We start from the raw sequence: 18,360 nt of genomic DNA on the forward strand, positions 1-18,360 counted from the left end.
CGCCGGCTCAAGTCCATCTATTGATCTCAAGATTCCCAGTCATGACAAAGCTGAACCGCCGCACCTTCGTTCTCGGTGGGCTCGTGACAGCCGGCGCCAGCGCCCTGCCGGTCGGGGCCAGGGCGGCCCTCGCCGCGGGCGTCACGCCGTACCCGTTCACTCTCGGGGTGGCCTCCGGCGACCCCGACTCGTCCAGCGTCGTGCTCTGGACCCGGCTGGCTCCCTCGGCCACCAACGCCGACGGGCAGGGCGGCATGCCCAACGCGAACGTGGCCGTCGACTGGCAGGTGTCGCGCGACTCCACGTTCGGCACGCTCGTCGCGTCGGGTACGGTCACCGCGCAGTACGCCAGCGCGCACTCCGTGCACGCCGTCGCCGGCGGGCTGGCGCCCGACTCCGACTACTACTACCGTTTCCGGGCGCAGGGCTACATCTCGCCGGTCGGGCGTACCCGCACCGCGCCGGCAGCCGGCACCACGGGGCGCGACCTGCTGATGGCGTTCACGTCCTGCGCGCACTACGAGTCCGGCTACTACACCGCGTACCGGCGGATGGCCGACGACAACCCCGGCCTGATCCTGCACCTCGGCGACTACATCTACGAGGACGCCGCGACCGCCGGTTCGGTGCGCCAGCACCTCGGCGCGGAGTGCGTGACCCTGGCCGACTACCGCCGCCGGTACGCGCAGTACAAGTCCGACCCTGACCTGCAGGCCGCGCACGCGGTGGCGCCGTGGATCGTGGTACCCGACGACCACGAGGTGGAGAACAACTACGCCAGCAACGTACGCGCGGACAACAGCCCGGCGCTGACCGCCGCGCAGTGGACCGCCCGGCGCACCGCGGCATACCAGGCGTACTACGAGAACATGCCGCTGCGCCCCACCTCGGTACCGTCCGGCACCAGCATCCAGCTCTACCGGCGGCTGCTCTGGGGCAAGCTGGCCGCGTTCCACATGCTCGACACCCGGCAGTTCCGCGACGACCAGTCGTGCGGCGACGGCACCAAGGTGTGCGCCGACGCGGACTCGCCGACCCGTACCATCACCGGCGCCACCCAGGAGGCGTGGCTGCTCGACGGCCTCGGCCAGCACCTGGCGACCTGGGACATCATCGGGCAGCAGGTGTTCTTCGCCCGGCATTTCACCGCCGACGGCGCCGGCAGCATGGACGCCTGGGACGGGTACCGGGCCTCGCGCTCGCGCATCCAGCAGGGCTGGGTGGACCGGGCGGTACGCAACCCGGTGGTGCTCTCCGGCGACGTGCACCGGTCGTACGCGAACAATCTCCTGGCCGACTACGCGAACCCGGCGTCGAAGGTCATCGGTACCGAGCTGGTGTCCACGTCGATCAGCTCGGACGGCAACGGTTCCGGGTCGACGACCATCCCGAACGGGGCGAGCAACCCGCACGTCAAGTTCTACAGCGACCGGCGCGGCTACGTGCGCGCCACCATCACCGCCAGCCACCTGGCGGTGGACTTCCGCAGCGTGGCCACCGTCAGCGAGCACGGCGCGGCGGCGACCACCACCCGTTCGTTCGTCATCCAAGACGGCCAGCCCGGCCTCGTCAACGCCTGAGAGGGACCAGATGCATTCCGTGCGTGCGCACGCACTTCTCCGTCGCCTGCCGAGAGTCGCCCTGCCGAGAGTCGCCGCGGCCGGCACGCTGTCCGCCGCGGTGGTCGGCGCGACCATCCTGCTCGGCGCCGGTCCGGCGGTCGCGGCGGGGCCGACCATCTGGATGACCGCCAACAGCGCGTCGGCCGGCGACCAGGACGGCGCGGCCATCGCCGCGAACCGCGCCGGGGATGTCGCGGTCACCTGGGAGGACGACCGGGACAGCACCGACCCCGGCGACAACACGCACTCGGAGATCTACCTCCGGCTGTTCCACAATGGAGTGTCGAGCTACGAGGTCAAGCTGTCCGGCGGCGGGACCGCGGGCACCAACTGGAGGCACCTCACCCCGGACGTCGGGCTGGACGACCGGGGCGACGCGGTCGTCGTGTGGGCCGATGACCCGGACGGCAACGGGTTCTACAACGTCGCGTACCGGGTGGTGTCGCCGGCCGGCGCGATCCTCGGTTCCGGGCACGCGAACGCCGACTCGGGCGGGCAGCAGATCAACCCGAAGGTGAGCGTCGACCCGGACGGCGCCCCGACCAGCGCCACGGCCGTGGCGTTCACCGCGGTGTGGGAGGACATCCAGGGCACCGCGGCGGCGACGGTCAAGGCCGCCGGGTTCACCGGCACCGCGACCAAGGCGTACGAGGTGACCGTGAACCAGGCCGGCGGATCGCACCACCGGCCGGACGTCGCCGTGTCCGCCTCCGGCGACGCGACCGTGGTGTGGGACGAGGACACCGACGGGAACGGGTTCTACAACATCGGCCTGACCCGGCTGGCGAAGGCCAACGGCGCGGTGACCCTGTCCCGACGCTCGGCGAACACCGTCGCCGACGGGCAGCAGGAGCACCCGGCGATCGCGGCCAACTTCAACGGCGGCTTCACCGTCGCGTGGGAGTCGGACCACACCGGTACCCCCGGGGTCTGGGCGCGCTCGTTCGCGGCGAACGGCACCGGGTCCTCGGCCGAGGTCCAGGTCTCGTCGGGTACCGGTGCCGCCAACCCGTCGGTGGGCGTCGACGACCAGGGTGACGCCGTGGTGGGCTGGTCGGTCGCGGGTACCGACCCGGCGGTGTGGGCACGCGGGCTCAACCCGGACGGCACCACCGCCGGCCGGCTGCCGGCCCAGTCGTGCAGCCAGGTCACCACGGGGCGCCAGGAGGAGTTGGCGGTGGCCTCGTCGCCGTTCGGCCAGCTTGCCCTGGCATACACCGACGACAACGACGGCAACGGATTCGATCAGGTGATCCTCGGCCTCGGCGCGAGCAACTCGGACTGGTAGCCGCCACCCGGTGCCGGGCCGGGGCGGTGTCCCCGGCCCGGCACCGGCCGGCCCGGTACCGGCAGCCCGGCCGCGGCCGGCGGGCACGCAGGGTTCACGGGCCGTCCGGCCGTGGTTCGCGCAATCGCGAGCCTCCCGCCCCGGCGCCGGGTTAGCGTCCCGGCAGGCGCGCCGCACCGACCCGTTCCGGCCGCGCTTCCCGAAAGCCCAACCATCTCCAACCGATCGGACACCTGACATGGTCAGTGCGCTCGGGCAGTCCGTGCCACCCACGGGAGACCGGCCACACCGGACCCTGCTGGCCGGCAAGCGCCCCCTGCCCGCACACGTCGCCGTCTACGCCTTCGTCACCGTACCGTTGGTGGCCCTCATCGTCGCCGTACCGCTGTCCTGGGGCCACGGCCTGACCTGGCTGGACGTGATCCTCACCGCCGCCTGGTACACGGCGACCTGCCTCGGCGTCACCGTCGGATTCCACCGCCACTTCACCCACCGTTCGTTCAAGGCGACCCGCCCGCTGCGCATCGCGCTGGCCGTGGTCGGGAGCATGGCGGTGCAGGGGCCGATCCTGCACTGGGTGGCCGACCACCGGCGCCACCACGCGTACTCCGACCGGGACGGCGACCCGCACTCGCCCTGGGCGTTCGGCACCTCCCCGGCCGCGCTGGCGCGCGGCTTCTGGCACGCCCACCTCGGCTGGATCCTCAACCGGGACCTCACCAACCAGCGGCGCTTCGCCCCCGACCTGCTGGAAGACCGCGACCTTCGCCGGGTGGACGACCTGTTCTGGCTGTGGACGGTCATCACCCTGGCCGGGCCCGCGCTGATCGGTGGCCTGGTCACGTGGTCCTGGTGGGGCGCGGCGACCGCGTTCCTGTGGGCGAGCCTGCTGCGGGTGGTCCTGCTGCACCACATCACCTGGTCGGTGAACTCGGTGTGTCACCTGATCGGCGACCGGCCGTTCGCGTCCCGCGACAAGTCAGGCAACGTCTGGCCGCTGGCCATCCTGAGCATGGGCGAGTCCTGGCACAACCTGCACCACGCCGACCCGACCTGCGCCCGGCACGGCGTCCGGCCCGGTCAGATCGACATCTCCGCGCGCCTGATCTGGATCTTCGAGAGGGCCGGCTGGGCCTACGACGTCCGGTGGCCGACCTCCGACCGGCTGGCCCGGCTGAGCGTCGCCGCGGGTGCCGACGGCTGACCGTCCCGCCCGCAGGGCGGTCCACAGTGGACCACTTCGTTCAGTCCACTGTGGACCGGCCGGAAGCGCGGCGAGCAGTCCCAGACTCACCCACACGTACGCGTTGCCGCCAATCGCACCGGCCAACCCGGACGGGAACGGCGACCACAACCAGATCAGGCCACCGCACAGCAGGGCGTAGGAGCACACCGCCCCGGCGAGCAGCGGACCCCGCCGGCCGGGCCGGCCGGCCAGCGCGCGATCGGCGAGCAACGCGAACGCGGGTACCAGCCAGACCAGGTGGTGCACCCAGGTGACCGGGCTGATCAGGCAGGCCGCCACCCCGGTGAGCGCGAAGCCGCCGGCGTGGTCGCCGCGGGTACCGGCCCGCCACGACCGGTACGCCCACAGCGCCAGTACGAGCACGACCGCCGCCGCCCAGGCCGCCCCGCCGTACCGGTCGCCACCCAGCCGCGCCGCGGCACCCCGCAGCGACTGGTTCGACACGTACCCGGTTACGCCCACCCGGCCGGTGTCCCACAACGCGCCGGCCCAGTAGACCCGGCTGCTGCCCGGTGCCACCGCCGCGGTCAGCACCGTTGCCGCCAGGAAGGTCGCCCCGGCGACGGCCGCGGCACGCCAGCGCCGGGCGAGCAGCAGGTACCCGATGAACAGCCCCGGGGTCAGCTTGACCGCCGTGGCCAGGCCGGTGCCGAGTCCGGCGTACCGGCTGCCGGTGCGCAGGCCGCGCAGGTCGGCGAGCACGAGCACGGCCAGCACCAGGTTCACCTGGCCGAAGCTGACCGTGTCCCGTACCGGTTCGAACGCCGCCAGCAGCAGGGCGGCGCAGCACAGCGCGTACCCGCGGTGCCACCCGTGCCGCGCCGCGACCGGCTCGACGAGCCAGTACAGCACCAGGACTCCGGCCACCACGTTCAGCGCGACGCTGAGCGCGACGGCTGTGTGCCAGCGCAGCGGCGCCAGTGGCAGCATGCAGAGCGCGGCGAACGGCGGATAGGTGAATCCGTACCCGGTCCCCGGGCGCAGGTAGTCGTACAGCACCCCGCCGTGCACCCAGTACCGCACCGCGCCGTAGTAGACGCCCACGTCGAACCAGCCGCGCCGGCCCGGCGCGGCGACCTGGGCCACCGTCTCGGCCACGGCCGCGAGAGCCAGCGCGACCACCGCCCGGGGCCCGGGTCGCCACCGGCCGGGCCGTCCGCCCGGCGCCGGCGACAGGGCCGGGGACAAGGACGGAGACGGGGACGGGCCACCGGGCGCCTCGCCGACCCCGGCGGCCGGCCGGTCGCCGACACCGAGCCCGGTCACGCCGAATACTCCGGCTCCGGCCCCGGCGCCGGGCCACCGGCCGGGAAGGTGAGCACGCGGCCACGGACCCGGCCGGCGCCCCACAGCCCGATCCCGGCGGCGAAGGCGCCCAGCGCCGCCAGTGCCAGCCGCGCCCCGGTGGGCGCGAACCCGCTCGGCGGCACCGAGAACGCCAGAGCCACGCAGGCCAGGCGCAGCCAGCGGCCGGCGGCCCGATCCGGGCCGGACACCGCGATCGGCACCAAGCCCCAGAGCAGGTACCAGGGGCGGATCGACGGCCCGAGGACCACCACCGCGGTGAGCATGAGGCCGAGGGCGAAGACCACGCCGAGGCGGTCCCGGTACCACCAGAGCAGCGCGCACAGCGCCACGGCGGCGGTCATGCCGGCCCAGCGCCAGGCCGGCGCCGCCTCGGCGGCGAGCCCGCCGGCCCAGGCGCGCAGCAGCAGTCGGCTCGCCCGGCCCAGCACCTCGGTGACCGACCAGCTGCCCGGCGACGCCGGCGTGTCCAGCGCGCCCAGCCAGCCGTACCCGAGACCGGTCGCCGCGCTGACCGCGACCGTGGTGGCCGCCGCGATCCCGCCGGTACCCGCGAGCGCCCGTGCCAGCGGCCGGGGCCCGGTCACGCTGCCCGCCCACAGCGCGGCGACGGCCAGCAGCCCCAGCGCCGCCGGCGCCTTGACCAGAGCCCCGAGGGTGACCAGCACGGCGGCGACCACCGGCCTGCGCCGAACGGCCGCCGCCAGGCCGGTCGTCAGGAACGCGAGCATCAGCGCGTCGTTGTGCGCGCCGGCCACCAGGTGCAGCAGGACGAGCGGGTTCAACCCGGCCAGCCACACCGCGGAGACCGGCCGCACGCCGCTCGCGGTAGCCAGGCGCGGCAGCGTCGCGACCATCACCGCCAGCCCCAGTAGGGCCAGCAGGCGCATGCCGAGGATGCCGAGCAGGAGGTGTGACGAGGTGGCGGCGGCCACGGCCGCGGCGACGGTGAGGAAGATCGGCCCGTACGGCGTGGGGGTGTGTTGCCAGACCGCGGGGATGTTTGCCAGCAGCGGGCCGCCGAGTGCCGCCGGACCGGACCGGTACGCGTCGATCCGGGACACGGTCATCGCGCCCTGCGCCAGGTAGCTGTAGGCGTCCCGGCTGAACAGGGGCGGGGCGAGCAGCAGCGGGCCGGCCCAGGCGGCGAGCGTCAGGTACAGCTCGCGCAGGCTCGGTGGGTCGCCCGACTCGCGCAGCGCCGCGCCGAGGCGCGACCAGGCCACCACGAGGACGGTCACGCCCGCGTACACCAGGATCAGGCCGACCGCCTCGGGCCGGTGGAGGTGGCCGAGGCCCCGTGCCGGTACCCCGTGATGGACCGGCGCCGCCCCGGCCAGCAGCCCGCCCGCGGCGAGCAGAACCGAGCCGGCCAGGCCGAGCCCACGACATCGTCGCGACATCGTGGTCCCACCCATCCCCGACACCGGGGCAGCGTTCCATGCGGCGGTTGATGGCGGACGACGAGTTGACGAAGAGAGGGCAACGAATCGCCGTCCCACACGGGTGTCCCGCCGGGTGTCGCGCCCGCGCGCCGGTCAGCCGCCGGTGCGGGGCGGCCGGCGTACGGGCGCGCGGGGTGGGCGCCGGCTCAGGCGCGCGCCGCCTCGGCAGGCAGGGCGGTGCCGGTGAGCCGCTCCGCCTCGGTCCACAGCCGGGCCGCCGCGACATCGTCCCGCATCCGGCGGTTGAGCCTCGCGACCTTCGTCGGCCCGACCAGCTCCATGAATCCGCTCGGTCCGTAGTAGCCGCCGTTGACCGCGTCCGGGCTGGTCGCGGCGTACAGCAACGGCTCGGTCCCCTGCTCCGGTCCCTGCGTGGGCAGGATCGGCAGCCTGGTCATCGGCGAGCGCCGGGGCTTGTCTCTCCCGAGGCTGGCGCCGGCGGTCTGCAGGTTCGTGCGGGTGTAGCCGGGGTGCGCCGCGTTGCTGGTCAGGTGCCAACCACGTCGCGTGGCGACGGTCGCCAGTTGCCGAGCCAGGAACAGGTCGGCGAGCTTGGACTGCGCGTACGCGCGACCCGGACTGTACCGGCGCTCCCAGTTCAGGTCGTCGAACTGGATGCGCCCGAAGTTGGCGGTGCCGCTGCTCATCGTCGTCACCCGGGGCGCCGGCGCGGTCAGCAGCAGCGGCAGCAAGCGCATGGTCAGCGCGAACGGGCCGAGGTAGTTGCTGCCGAACTGAAGCTCGAACCCGTCGGCCGTGGTCATCCGGGACGGCGGCGTCATCACGCCCGCGTTGTTGATGAGCAGGTCGAGCGGGGTGCCGCCGAGGATCAGGGCGTCGGCGAACTCACGCACGCTGGTCAGGTCGGCGAGGTCCACGCGGCGGACCTCCAGCCGGGCGCCGGGGTGGGCGGCGAGGATCTCCGCGCGGGCGGCCTCGCCCTTGGCCGGAGTGCGCACAGCCATCACCACGTGCGCGCCGGCCGCGGCGAGTCGCTTGGCCGCCTCCTTGCCGGTGCCGCTGTTGGCGCCGGTGACGACGGCGAGAATGCCGGTCTGGTCGGGTACGACGTACATGTTTCGCCTCACTGTCCGATTTTTGAAGACCATCGGTCTGTTATTCGGAACAGTATCGGACCACCGGTCTCTTCGCAAGGGACCGGCGGTCTGTACGATATCGGTGATGGACACGCCCACCGAACCCGCCACGGAACACACTCCGTCGCAGCCCGCCGGATTCCAGCGAGCCCGCAGCGACGAGCAGCGGGAGGCCCGCCGCCGGGCGATCCTGGGCGTCGCGGCGGACATGGTGGGCGAGATGCCGGTCGCCGACCTCAGCCTCAACGAGCTGAGTCGCCGGGTCGGCCTGGCCAAGTCCAACGTGCTGCGCTACTTCGAGAGCCGCGAGGCCGTTCTCCTCGAACTGCTCGACAGCGCCTGGCGCGACTGGCTGGGCCGGCTCGCCGCTGCCCTGCCGGACGGCGTCGACGCGGCTGCCCCGGCGCGGACCCGGTACGAGCAGATCGCCACCGTCATCGCCGGTTCGCTGGTCGACGACCGGCTGTACTGCGAGCTGATGAGCGTCTCGGCGGCGGTCCTGGAACGCAACGTCTCCCCCGAGGTCGCCCGGCGGTACAAGCTGGCCGCGATCGCGAACACCAACGCGCTGGCGGAGCTGGTCGGCGCCCGGCTGACCGAACTGAGCCCTCAGGGGGCCCTCTACTTCGCCGCCGGTACCCTCGTCGCCACCGCCGGCCTATGGCCGCAGGCCCAGCCGTCCAAGGCGATGCTGTCGGTGTACGAGGAGCCGGCGATGGCGGTGCTGCGCCTGGACTTCGGCACCGCGATGTACGAGATGCTGGCCACCGTGCTCACCGGTTGCGTCGCCCGGTGGCCCGCCACGCCGCCGGAGTGAGCGATCCGGGGAACGGTCCGGGCGCGCGCCACGACGACGTCGCTGCCAGACTCGGACGGATGATGCGGATGAACCCGTTCCGGACCGCGGTGGTCGCCTGGGCCGCGGACGGTGCCGACGCCCCCGCGGCGGCCGAGGCGGTCCGGACGATGGACCTCCGGCAGTTGCGCCGGGTCGTGCTCGTCGAAGGGGTCAGCGACCGGGTCGCGCTGGAGACGCTGGCCGGGCGGCGGGGCCGGGACCTCGACGCGGAGGGCGTGTGCGTGCTGCCGATGGGCGGCGCGATGAGCATCGGCCGGTTCCTGCGATTGCTCGGACCGCAGGGCCTCGACGTCGGGCTGGCCGGCCTGTGCGACGTGCGGGAGGAACCGTACTTCCGGCGCGGCCTGGAACGTGCCGGACTCGGCGCCGACCTGACCCGGGACGCGATGGCGGCGCTCGGCTTCGCGGTGTGCGTCGCGGACCTGGAGGACGAGCTGATCCGCGCGCTCGGCCCGGACCGGGTGGAGGAGGTGATCGCCGCCCAGGGCGACCTGCGCCGGCTGCACACCTTCCGGAACCAGCCGTTCCAGCGGGACCGGACGGCGGCGCAGCAACTGCGGCGGTTCATGGGTACGATCAGCGGCCGCAAGGAACGCTACGCGGCGGCGCTGGTGTCCGCGCTGGAGCCGGACGGCGTGCCGGAGCCGCTCGACCGGCTGTTCGCCGGCATCCGCCCGCCCACCGCCTGACCGACCGGGGCAGGCCGCGCCCGCCGCGTGGCCCGCAGTGCCTGGCCCCCGGGGCGGGCCGCCGCGCTCGCGGCCCGCCCCGGGACGGTCAGCTCTTCGCGATCCGGCCGTCGGTGCCGTACGTGAACGGGTTCGGCAGCGTACCCACGTAGCTGACCAGCGGCACCAGCTCCGCGTCCGGGGTCTGCACCACGTCGCTCGCACCCTCCAGGACGGTGAACCCGTCGCCGCCACCGACCATGAAGGAGTTCGCGGTCGCGGTGTAGCTGGCGCTGGCGTCGTTGGGGATCGGCGCGCCGTCGTTGCCCGGTGCGCCGAGCCAGACACCGGTGATCGCGCCGGATCCCTGGCTGCCGCTGTAGCTGAAGTGCAGTCCGGAGATCTGCATGATGCCGCCGGTCCCCGCGGCCAGCTGCTGTCGCAGCAGCGCCCACACCTGGGCGCCGGTCAGGCTGAACGTGTCCACGTAGTCGTCCTGGAACGGCTGCATGGTGAACAGGTCGCCGTAGGTGACCTGCCCGGCCTGAAGGCCCGCCCGTACGCTGCCGGTGTTCACGAACGCCAGCTGGGTGTGCGCGTACGCCCGCTGGGAGTCGGCGATCAGGTCACCCGCCGGCGACTCCCCGGCCGCCGTCGCACCACCGTCGCGCTGTGACGGCACGTCGGCCGCGGCGGTGTTGATGACCCGCTGGGTCACCGGATCCGTGGCGGCCAGCGCGGCGTTGACGATCGCCTGAACCTTCGGGTCCGGCGCGACCGCGGGCGCCGACGGGTCGGTCGACGCGGGAACGGTGTTCTCCCACACCGGCCGCACCGACCCCCACGCCGCCGCGACCGTCCCGGACCGGCGGTCCATCAGCAGGTGGACCTCGTCGTACGCGCGGGTGAACGAGGACGCCTGGATCACCAGGGTGCGACCGACCCGGGTGTCCACGACGGTGTGGCTGTGCCCGCTGATGAGCACGGACACCGCCGGGTCGAGGTGCGCCGCGATGTCGTGGACGCGGTCGTTCACGACGCCGACGGGGTAGGTGGACTGGCTGCCGCCCTCGTGCACCACGGCCACGAACGCGTGCACCCCGGCGTGTTCGAGCTGCTTGACCACGCCGTTGATGGCGGTCGCCTCGTCGATGAAGTGCACGCCGGTCGTGCCGCCGGTGGTGACGATGGTCGGCGTGGTGACGGTGGTGGCGCCGATGAACGCGACCGGTACCCCGCCGACCCTCTTGATGGTGTATGGGTTCATCAGCGGCTTGCCGGTGGCGTCGCTGATCACGTTGGCGTCCACCACCGGGAAGTTCAACTTGTCGAAGGTGATCGAAGAGTCCACTGTGGACTGTCCACCGTTGACCTGGCGCAGCATCTCGGTCACGCCTCGGTCGAACTCGTGGTTGCCCAGCGTCCCGACGTCGATGCCCATGGCGTTCAACGCGTCCAGGGTCGGCTTGTCGCGCAGCAGGCCGGACGCCGGCGGGCTCGCGCCCACCATGTCGCCGGCTTCCACGGTGACGGTGTTCGCCGGGTCGGTGGCCTTGGCGCGCTCGAGGTACGTGGCGAGCGTCGCGATCCCGCCCGCGGTGTCCCGCGCCCCGCTGTACGGGTCCGCGTACGTCAGGCCGTCATCGGTCAGGTTGCCGTGCACGTCGTTGACCGCGAGCAGTTGACCGGTCGAGTACCGGTGGCCGTCGTCGAGGATGGACGTGAGTACCCGGCCCTGCGCCTGCAGCGGCGGGTCGAAGCCGCCCAGGACGGCCAGGGTCGGCGCCAGGTCGACCGCCCGTACCCCACGCACCGACGGGACGTGGGCCACGTCCGGGCCGCCCGCCACGAACGTGGCGTGCATGTTGATGTTGTGCTTGAGGTCCACGTCGTCGGGCAGGTACCCGTGCTGGCCGAAGAACTTCGACGGGGCGACGAGGGTACCCACCGTGTTGCCGTCGAACTCGTACGGCACCTTGGTGACCACGACGACGTCACCGGACCGGGTCGGGTTCAGCGAGTCGCTGCCGTCGACGTCGGCGAGCTGCGCCTTGGTCAGCACCTTCTCGACGACCGGCTTGCCGCTCGCCGGATCCTTCAGCCCCCGGTAGGCGCTGACAATCCTGTCCACGGTCGCCTGGTAGTTGGCCGGATCGAGGACACCGTCCGGATCGCGGCCCTTGAGGTTCAGGTAGATCTGGGCGGTGCCACCGGCCCAGCACGCCTTGGCGACCGTGGCACCGGCGGCGCTGTCCGCGGCCGGCCGGCAGTTGCCGGTCTGCTCGACGTCCTGCAGCCCCAGTTGCTTGAGGACCAGCGGTGCGTCGACCGCCTCCCACTGCGGCGCGAACCCGTGGTCGCTGGAGGCCAACACGTCCGGGTCCTTCAGCAGTGACCGCACCAGCCCGAGCCTCGCGTCGGCCGACGCGTACGCGCCGCGGAGGTAGCCCTCGCGCTGAGCCAGCCGGTTGTCCCGCGGCCCGGTACCGGCGACCCGGTCGTAGTACGGGTTCGCGCTGCCGTCCGGTGCCGTCGGCGTGAGCAGGCCGAGGATCTGGTGGCTCACCTCGTCGGTCTGGTCGGTGCCGGCCAGCAGGACGTCGGTGTGCGGCTGGAGCTTCTTCAGGACGTAGTTGAACACCGCGAGGTCGTACGCCTGGTTGAGCCCGACGGTCTGCGCGTACCAGGTGTCCTCGTCGATCAGGCCGGCCTCCTCGGGAGCGAAGTCACCGAAGATGGCCGGCGGCAGGTTGTCCGCGATGTACTTGGCCAGCCGGTCCTCGCCGGGCGCCCCGGCCGGCAGCGCGTCACAGGCCGCCGTCGCGCAGTGCGCGTTGGGCCGGGTCACCGACGTGAAGTACAGCTGGAAGCTGGACAGGTCGGCGGCGAGGTGCGTGACGTCCACGTAGAAGCCGGCGCTCTCCCCCGCGGCGCTGCCGATCAGGCCGTCGGATCCGGTGAGCTTGACCGCGCCGTAGGTGCCCGGCGTCAGGGTCGCCGCCGCCTTCGCGCCGTCCTTGCCGGCGGCGGTCGGCGTCATCACGACCCGGTCGTACCCCTTGTTTCCGCTGGCGTACACGTACAGGTCGTAGGTGCGCGTCGGGTTCAGGCTCGCCGACGTGGACGCGACCGTGAGCACGCTCTGGCGCGCGGGTGCCTTCACGCTCGCCGGTACGTGGGTCCAACCGCTCGCCGGCGTGAACGCGGCGACCTGGTACGAGAGGCCGAAGCCGGCCGCCGACGCCTGCTTGGTGGTGTTCGCCGGGTACTCCAGCACGCCGCGGGTGGAGTAGAAGGTCGCGTAGTCGACGGTCGGCCCGTTGATGTTGGCGTTCAGCCCGCCGGTCCACTCCAGCTGCGCCACCGTCTTGCCGGCCAGCTCCGCGGACGAGGCGACCGACTGCGCCTCCAGCACGTTGGTCGGGTCGGTGCCCGGGCTCGCCCCGTTGCCGTGGAAGGAGAACGACGTCGAGCTGCTGAACGGCTGGCGGGTGTCGAAGAACGTGTTGTTGGTGCTGCCGTGCACGCCCGGCCACGCCCCGGTGGCCATCGTGTACCAACCCTGCCCGGTGTTCGGCGGGAAGCCCTGGGTCAGCCCGTTGTCACCGGTGGCACCGTGGCGCATCAGCGACGCGTAGGTCGGCATGACGCCCCGCGCCGCGTAGCGCTGCATCAGGTCGGGACGCATGCCGTCGGAGCTGAACAGCACGACCGGCGTGTCGCCGTGCTGCTTCTGGGTCGCGGGCGCCGCGTCGGCGGCGCTGGCCGCGGCGGTGACCGCCAGGCCGAGCGCGGTGAGTGCGGCAGTGGCGAACGCGGCCGCGCGGCGGGACGCGGTGGCGGAGGGTCTGCGGGTACCGAACGGTGTCATCTCGCACCTTTGCGATCGTGAGACGGGTGTAGCGCGACTGGTCTGGGTCGTCGCGCGGCGACAGACGCGCCGAGCCAGACCAGTCGGAGACGGCCCACTCTTACCAAGGGCCGGACACGGTCGTCAATACACTTCGACCGTCCGGGCGGGTTCCGTTCCGCTGGCGGTCACGCGGCGTTCGTGGGCGCGCCACGGGAGCCGCCGACTTACCGGGCAAAGCGGGTCACGGCCGGTTTCACCGCTTGCTGTGCCGGCTCGCCGTTTCCTGGGCGAAACGGCGGGTTCGCGGCCTTCGCCGCCGGTCCCGGCACGGCTCGGTACCCGTGGCTTAGACTCCCCTGATGTCCCCAGCCGGTATGACCGACGAGAGCGCTGCGCTCCTTACCGCCCTGACCGCCCAGCGCAGGCACGTGCTCGGCATCCTGGAGGGCCTGTCCGACGACGCGCTGCGCCGGCCGGTCCTGCCGTCCGGGTGGACCTGCCTCGGGCTGGTCCGGCATCTCGCCCTCGACGTCGAGCGGTTCTGGTTCCGCGCTGTGGTCGCCGGCGAGCGGGTCGACCTGGAGACCGGGGACGGCGGCTGGCGGGTCCCGGCCGAGCAGCCGGCCGAGGACGTGTTCGAGCTGTACCGCGACGAGATCGCGCGCGCGGACGCCATCATCGCCGCCACGCCTCCCGACGCCGACGCGGCCTGGTGGCCGGTGGACGTGTTCCCCAACCAGCCGCCGGAGAAGCTGCGGGAGACCATCCTGCACGTCATCACCGAGACCGCGTGCCACGCCGGGCATCTCGACGCGGTACGGGAACTCATCGACGGCAAGACCTGGCTGGTCCTGACCTGACCGGACCGGGTTCCCTGAATTCCCATTTGACAGATGGGTTTTATCGGCTAATCTACCGGCATGGGTTCCGAGGCTTCCTGGTCGCCCGCCGGCGGTGCCGGCGCGCTGCCGTGCTGTTGTTGACGCCAGCCTCGAGGTAACCCCGCGGCGTTCGCCGCACCGCGTCGCGCGAACCGCTTCCGCGCACCCGATGCCGGGTTCCCGCGCGCCCGGTTGCCTTCCGCGCCGTCCAGTCCCGTTCCCCGCCCAGTTTCCGTTCCGCGCCCAGCTCGGTCCGCGCAGGCCGGTCCGCCCGGCCCGCTGACCGGCAGCCGGGCGAATCCACCATGCCAGGAGACTCCACGTGTTGACGCTTCCCACCGACCGGACGCTGGCCGGGTTGGCCGCGCTCGCCGAGCACTACGCCGGGGATCCCGCGCGCTGGCCGGTACCGCCCCGGTTCACCGCCGCCACCCGCTGGTACGCCCGGATCGCCGCCACCGCCGGCCACGAGGCGTGGCTGCTCACCTGGCTTCCCGGCCAGTCCACCGACCTGCACGACCACGGCGGGGCCACCGGAGCCTTCCACGTGGTCGCCGGCGACCTGACCGAGCAGACCCCGCCGGGCTCGGCCGGTACCGGGCTGGTCGACGCCCAGTACCCGGCGGGAGCCACCCGCCGGTTCGGCGCCCGGCACATCCACCGGATCGCCAACCCCGGCCCGGTACCCGCGATCAGCGTGCACGTCTACGCCCCGGCGCTGACCACCATGACCCGCTACCGGCTGGACGGTCCGGTACTGCGGGCGGTGCGCGTCGAGCGGGCCGGAGCGGACTGGTGAGCCCGACCGCGGCCGGGCCACGCCCGGCGGGCGCCCGCGGCATCGATCAGATCCTCGCCGAGGCGAGGTCCCGGCTGGACCGGCACGATCCGCTGCGCGCCGCCCGCGCACGGGACGCGGGGGCGGTGCTGGTGGACATCAGGCCGGCCGCCCAGCGGGACGCCTCCGGCGTGATACCCGGCGCGCTGGTCGTCGAGCGCAACGTGCTGGAGTGGCGGTTCGACCCGGCCAGCGACGCCCGGCTGCCCGTCGCCGACCGGTACGACCTCCGGGTCATCGTGTACTGCCAGGAGGGGTACACCTCGTCGCTGGCCGCGGCCGCCCTGCAGGATCTCGGCCTGCGCCTGGCCACCGACCTAGCCGGCGGGATCGTCGCCTGGCAGCGCGCCGGCCTGCCGGTGGTGTCCGGCGCGGCGAGGTAAGGCGCTCAACCGGCCCGGTCGGCGACCGCCGCCCCGGCGAGCCTGCCGAGCGCGGACAGGATCACCCGGGTGGCCGCGCGGGGCTCCTCGACCGACCACAGGTGCCCGGCGCGCGGGACCACGTGCAGTTCCGACCGGGCAAGGTGCCGGTGCAGCGCCGCCAGCGCGGCCGGCGACGCGAGCCGGTCGCGCTCGCCGCCGACCACGACGGTCGGCGCCGGTATCCGGCCGGCCACCGCCGCCATCGGCGTGTCCCGGATGCTGCGGTAGATCTCGACGATCGCCCGTACCTCGGCCCGCGCGGCGGTGTCGTAGTCGGACTCCAGGATCCGCCGGCGCACGCGGCGGTCGGCGGTGGTGAACATCGACCGGTCGGACAGGTACACGGCGGCCCGGCTGAGGAACCAGAACCGGGCCGCCCGCGCCGGAAGGGCCGCGCCGAGACCGTAGTACGCCCGGACGGGCCAGGTGTCGGGGCCGTTCCGGGACGAGACCGGGCTGATCAGCACTAGCTCGCGCACCCGGCGCGGGTACGCCGACGCCAGCGCCAGGGCGATGCTCGCCCCGAGCGAGTGCCCGACGACGGTCACGTCCCGCAGGTCCAGGGCCGCGCAGAAACCGTCCAGCACCCGGGCGTAGTTCTCCAGGCAGTGGGCGCCGGCAAGCGGCCCGGAGCGGCCGAAGCCGGGCAGGTCCGGGGACACCACCCGGGTGTCGGGCCACAGCCGGGTCAGGGTCAACAGCCCGTCGTGATCGGCGTTCAGCCCGTGCAGCAGCAGCACGGTTCGGGACGCCGCCGGCCGGTCGACGGCGGAGGAACACCAGTACGCCAGGCGCGTGCCGCCGACCGTGCTCGACATCTCCCGCATGACAACCAGAACCCTACCGACCGCCGCGCGGCCGGGTCGGGCAAACGCGGCACCCCACAGACCGGCTCCGGCTGCGCTCAGCCTCTACTGCGGGGGCCTGTGCTCACCTCCGCCACAAACCGGCTCCGGCTGCGCTCAGGCGCCAGCCGCGGTCACGACGAAGTCGGTCGCGAAGCCGAGCAACAGACCGCCGAGCAGGCCCCAGTACAGCGGCGTGACACGCCCCAACCGGAACGCCACCTTGAGCAGTTGCAGCACGACGTACAGGATCGAACCGGCGGCGAGAGCCAGGAAGCCCAGGTACACGGTGTCGTTGACGAACGACTGGCCGACCACCGTACCGAGGAAGGTCGGGCCGCCACCGATGAGACCGAGCACCACCAGCAGCCGCCAGCTGGGCCGCTCGCCGCCGCCGGCCAGCGGGCCGACGATGCCGAAGCCTTCGGTCGCGTTGTGCAGGCCGAACCCGATGATCAGCAGTACCGCCAGGCTCAGCTCGCCGCTGGCCGCGGACTGACCGATCGCGAGGCCCTCCGAGAAGTTGTGCAGCCCGATGCCCACCGCGATCAGCAGGGCCAGCCGTCGCGCCGGGTCGGCGAGGTCGAGCGGAGTCTTCGCCGGGCGTTCGGCGACCGACATCGCGCCCGGGCCGTGCCGCCGCGGCTGCCCGGCCGGCCGGCGCCGGGCCATCCACCGGTCGTAGTAGACGAGGCTGATCAATCCGAGTGCCAGCCCGACCGCGAAGACCGCACACAGCCCGGCGAACCGGGGCCAGCCTCCGCGGTGGCCGCCGGTGGCGGACGTCAGCGCCTGCTCGATCGGGTCGACCGCGTGGGTGAGCACGTCCCACAGCAGGAAGACCAGGATGCCGATGGCCACCGCGTTCAGCGTGGCGCGCAGGCCGTCCGATCCGCGGCGCAGCCGGCCGAGAGGCAGGCCGAGGAAGATGGTCAGGCCGGCGATCGCGCCGAGGCCGACGACTTCCGCTCCACTCATGTTTCCACGCTCCAGGGCAGGGCAGCCTTACTTAGGTTAGGCGAACATACCCTACGCGCTGTAGGAGCTGTCAACGGGCGGCCGACCGGACCTTTGGCGGCCACCCTTACACTACAGTTTGTAGGGTTGGATGCCCGCTGACCGGCCCCAGGCACAAGGAAGTCCCGCATGCACGCACTGGCCCACGTGGCCGTCGACGCCATCGGTACCGGCGTTCTCGATCCGAAATCGCTCATCCGCTCCTTCGGCCTGCTCGGCGTGTTCGTGATCGTCTTCGCCGAGACCGGGCTGCTGGTCGGGTTCTTCCTGCCCGGCGACTCGCTGCTGTTCCTCGCCGGGATCGCCGCCTCCCCGGTGGCCTCCGACCTCATCGGAGTCCACCTCCCCCTGCCCGCCCTGCTGGTCGGCGCACCCCTCTGCGCCGTCGCCGGGGCGCAACTCGGGCACCTGCTGGGCGCCCGCTACGGCCGCCGGATGTTCGCCAAACCGGACTCGCGGCTGTTCAAGGCCGTCTACGTGGAACGCGCCGAGTACTACTTCAACCGGTACGGGCGGGCCAAGTCCGTGGTGCTGGCCAGGTTCATCCCGGTGGTACGGACGTTCCTCAACCCGGTCGCGGGCATCCTGCGGATGCCGGCCGGGCGCTTCCTGCTCTGGAACGCCGTCGGCGGCGTCGTGTGGGCCGACGGCGTCGTGCTGGCCGGCTACCTGCCCGCGAAACGGCTGCGCGACAGCATCGGCGCGACCAACATCGACAAGTATCTGCTGCCCGCGATCGCCGTCATCGTGCTCATCTCGGTGACCCCGGTCGCCATCGAGTTGATCCGCGGCCGCCGCCGGCAGGCCGCCGCGGCCACCGGTGCGCCGGGTGGTGGCCTGACGCAGTCCACGGAGGCGGCATCCGCGCCCGACACCGACGGGAATCCCCACGACTGAGACTGCCGCCTCCCCGGGCGACGTCAGGGTTCCCCGTACGGGGCATCGCGGTTGGTTTCCAGGGATCAGCCCGG

General features: G+C 72.9%; 14 protein-coding genes and 1 pseudogene. 9 read left to right on the plus strand and 6 right to left on the minus strand.

Going from position 1 to position 18,360, the window contains the following annotated elements; all coding sequences use genetic code 11:
- Positions 1-41 precede the first annotated feature (41 nt).
- The 3 genes from Raf01_RS19570 to Raf01_RS19580 all read left to right on the plus strand — a co-directional run bounded on the left by Raf01_RS19570 (position 42) and on the right by Raf01_RS19580 (position 4,114).
- A complete protein-coding gene (locus Raf01_RS19570; protein WP_203919382.1) occupies positions 42-1,580 on the plus strand; it encodes an alkaline phosphatase D family protein in 1,539 nt (512 codons plus the stop codon).
- 19 nt (positions 1,581-1,599) lie between these two features.
- Entirely contained in the window at positions 1,600-2,910 is a 1,311-nt protein-coding gene (locus Raf01_RS19575; protein ID WP_239133743.1) for a hypothetical protein, read from the plus strand.
- Positions 2,911-3,148: 238 nt separating this feature from the next.
- Positions 3,149-4,114, plus strand: coding sequence for an acyl-CoA desaturase (locus tag Raf01_RS19580; protein WP_203919383.1), 966 nt, complete (start codon positions 3,149-3,151; stop codon positions 4,112-4,114).
- Positions 4,115-4,423: 309 nt separating this feature from the next.
- On the opposite strand, the pseudogene Raf01_RS50595 reads toward Raf01_RS19580, so the two are convergent.
- From Raf01_RS50595 to Raf01_RS19590, 3 genes and pseudogenes are all read right to left on the minus strand, one after another.
- Positions 4,424-5,506 (minus strand): annotated as a pseudogene (locus Raf01_RS50595) (glycosyltransferase family 87 protein); the annotation flags it as partial.
- Entirely contained in the window at positions 5,419-6,864 is a 1,446-nt protein-coding gene (gene mptB, locus Raf01_RS19585; RefSeq protein WP_203919384.1) for a polyprenol phosphomannose-dependent alpha 1,6 mannosyltransferase MptB, read from the minus strand. The pseudogene Raf01_RS50595 and the gene mptB, both read right to left, overlap by 88 nt.
- A 188-nt stretch (positions 6,865-7,052) precedes the next feature.
- Positions 7,053-7,994 carry an SDR family oxidoreductase gene (locus Raf01_RS19590; RefSeq protein WP_239133744.1) on the minus strand — a complete coding sequence of 314 codons (942 nt, stop codon included), beginning with the start codon at positions 7,992-7,994 and terminating at the stop codon, positions 7,053-7,055.
- A 94-nt stretch (positions 7,995-8,088) separates the two neighbouring features.
- Between Raf01_RS19590 and Raf01_RS19595 the strand changes: the two genes are divergently transcribed.
- Complete coding sequence (locus Raf01_RS19595; protein ID WP_203919385.1) at positions 8,089-8,820, plus strand: TetR/AcrR family transcriptional regulator; 732 nt, start codon at positions 8,089-8,091, stop codon at positions 8,818-8,820.
- Between the two features lie 68 nt (positions 8,821-8,888).
- Positions 8,889-9,551 carry an ATP-dependent endonuclease gene (locus tag Raf01_RS19600; RefSeq protein ID WP_239133745.1) on the plus strand — a complete coding sequence of 221 codons (663 nt, stop codon included), beginning with the start codon at positions 8,889-8,891 and terminating at the stop codon, positions 9,549-9,551.
- Between the two features lie 88 nt (positions 9,552-9,639).
- Here the strand turns inward: Raf01_RS19600 and Raf01_RS19605 are convergent, their stop codons facing one another.
- On the minus strand, positions 9,640-13,401 hold the full coding sequence (locus tag Raf01_RS19605) for a 5'-nucleotidase C-terminal domain-containing protein (RefSeq protein WP_203919387.1): 3,762 nt from the start codon (positions 13,399-13,401) through the stop codon (positions 9,640-9,642).
- 341 nt (positions 13,402-13,742) lie between these two features.
- Here Raf01_RS19605 and Raf01_RS19610 point away from each other — a divergent pair, with 341 nt between their 5' ends.
- The 3 genes from Raf01_RS19610 (at position 13,743) to Raf01_RS19620 (ending at position 15,485) form a co-directional block, all read left to right on the plus strand.
- A complete protein-coding gene (locus tag Raf01_RS19610) occupies positions 13,743-14,243 on the plus strand; it encodes a mycothiol transferase (protein WP_203919388.1) in 501 nt (166 codons plus the stop codon).
- A gap of 343 nt (positions 14,244-14,586) precedes the next feature.
- Positions 14,587-15,063: a cysteine dioxygenase gene (locus tag Raf01_RS19615; protein WP_239133746.1), complete on the plus strand. Its 477-nt coding sequence runs from the start codon at positions 14,587-14,589 to the stop codon at positions 15,061-15,063.
- Positions 15,060-15,485 carry a rhodanese-like domain-containing protein gene (locus Raf01_RS19620; RefSeq protein ID WP_203919389.1) on the plus strand — a complete coding sequence of 142 codons (426 nt, stop codon included), beginning with the start codon at positions 15,060-15,062 and terminating at the stop codon, positions 15,483-15,485. The genes Raf01_RS19615 and Raf01_RS19620 overlap by 4 nt, the downstream gene beginning before the upstream one ends.
- A gap of 5 nt (positions 15,486-15,490) precedes the next feature.
- Here Raf01_RS19620 and Raf01_RS19625 read toward each other — a convergent pair whose 3' ends face one another.
- Both Raf01_RS19625 and Raf01_RS19630 read right to left on the minus strand, forming a co-directional pair.
- On the minus strand, positions 15,491-16,345 hold the full coding sequence (locus Raf01_RS19625) for an alpha/beta fold hydrolase (RefSeq protein WP_203919390.1): 855 nt from the start codon (positions 16,343-16,345) through the stop codon (positions 15,491-15,493).
- A gap of 144 nt (positions 16,346-16,489) precedes the next feature.
- Positions 16,490-17,350 (minus strand): ZIP family metal transporter, encoded by an 861-nt coding sequence (locus Raf01_RS19630; RefSeq protein WP_203919391.1) that lies wholly within the window; start codon positions 17,348-17,350, stop codon positions 16,490-16,492.
- Between the two features lie 168 nt (positions 17,351-17,518).
- On the opposite strand from Raf01_RS19630, the gene Raf01_RS19635 reads away from it, so the two are divergent.
- Positions 17,519-18,286 (plus strand): DedA family protein, encoded by a 768-nt coding sequence (locus Raf01_RS19635; protein ID WP_203919392.1) that lies wholly within the window; start codon positions 17,519-17,521, stop codon positions 18,284-18,286.
- Positions 18,287-18,360 lie beyond the last annotated feature (74 nt).

It is taken from the genome of Rugosimonospora africana, from assembly GCF_016862975.1.
Lineage (GTDB): Bacteria > Actinomycetota > Actinomycetes > Mycobacteriales > Micromonosporaceae > Rugosimonospora > Rugosimonospora africana.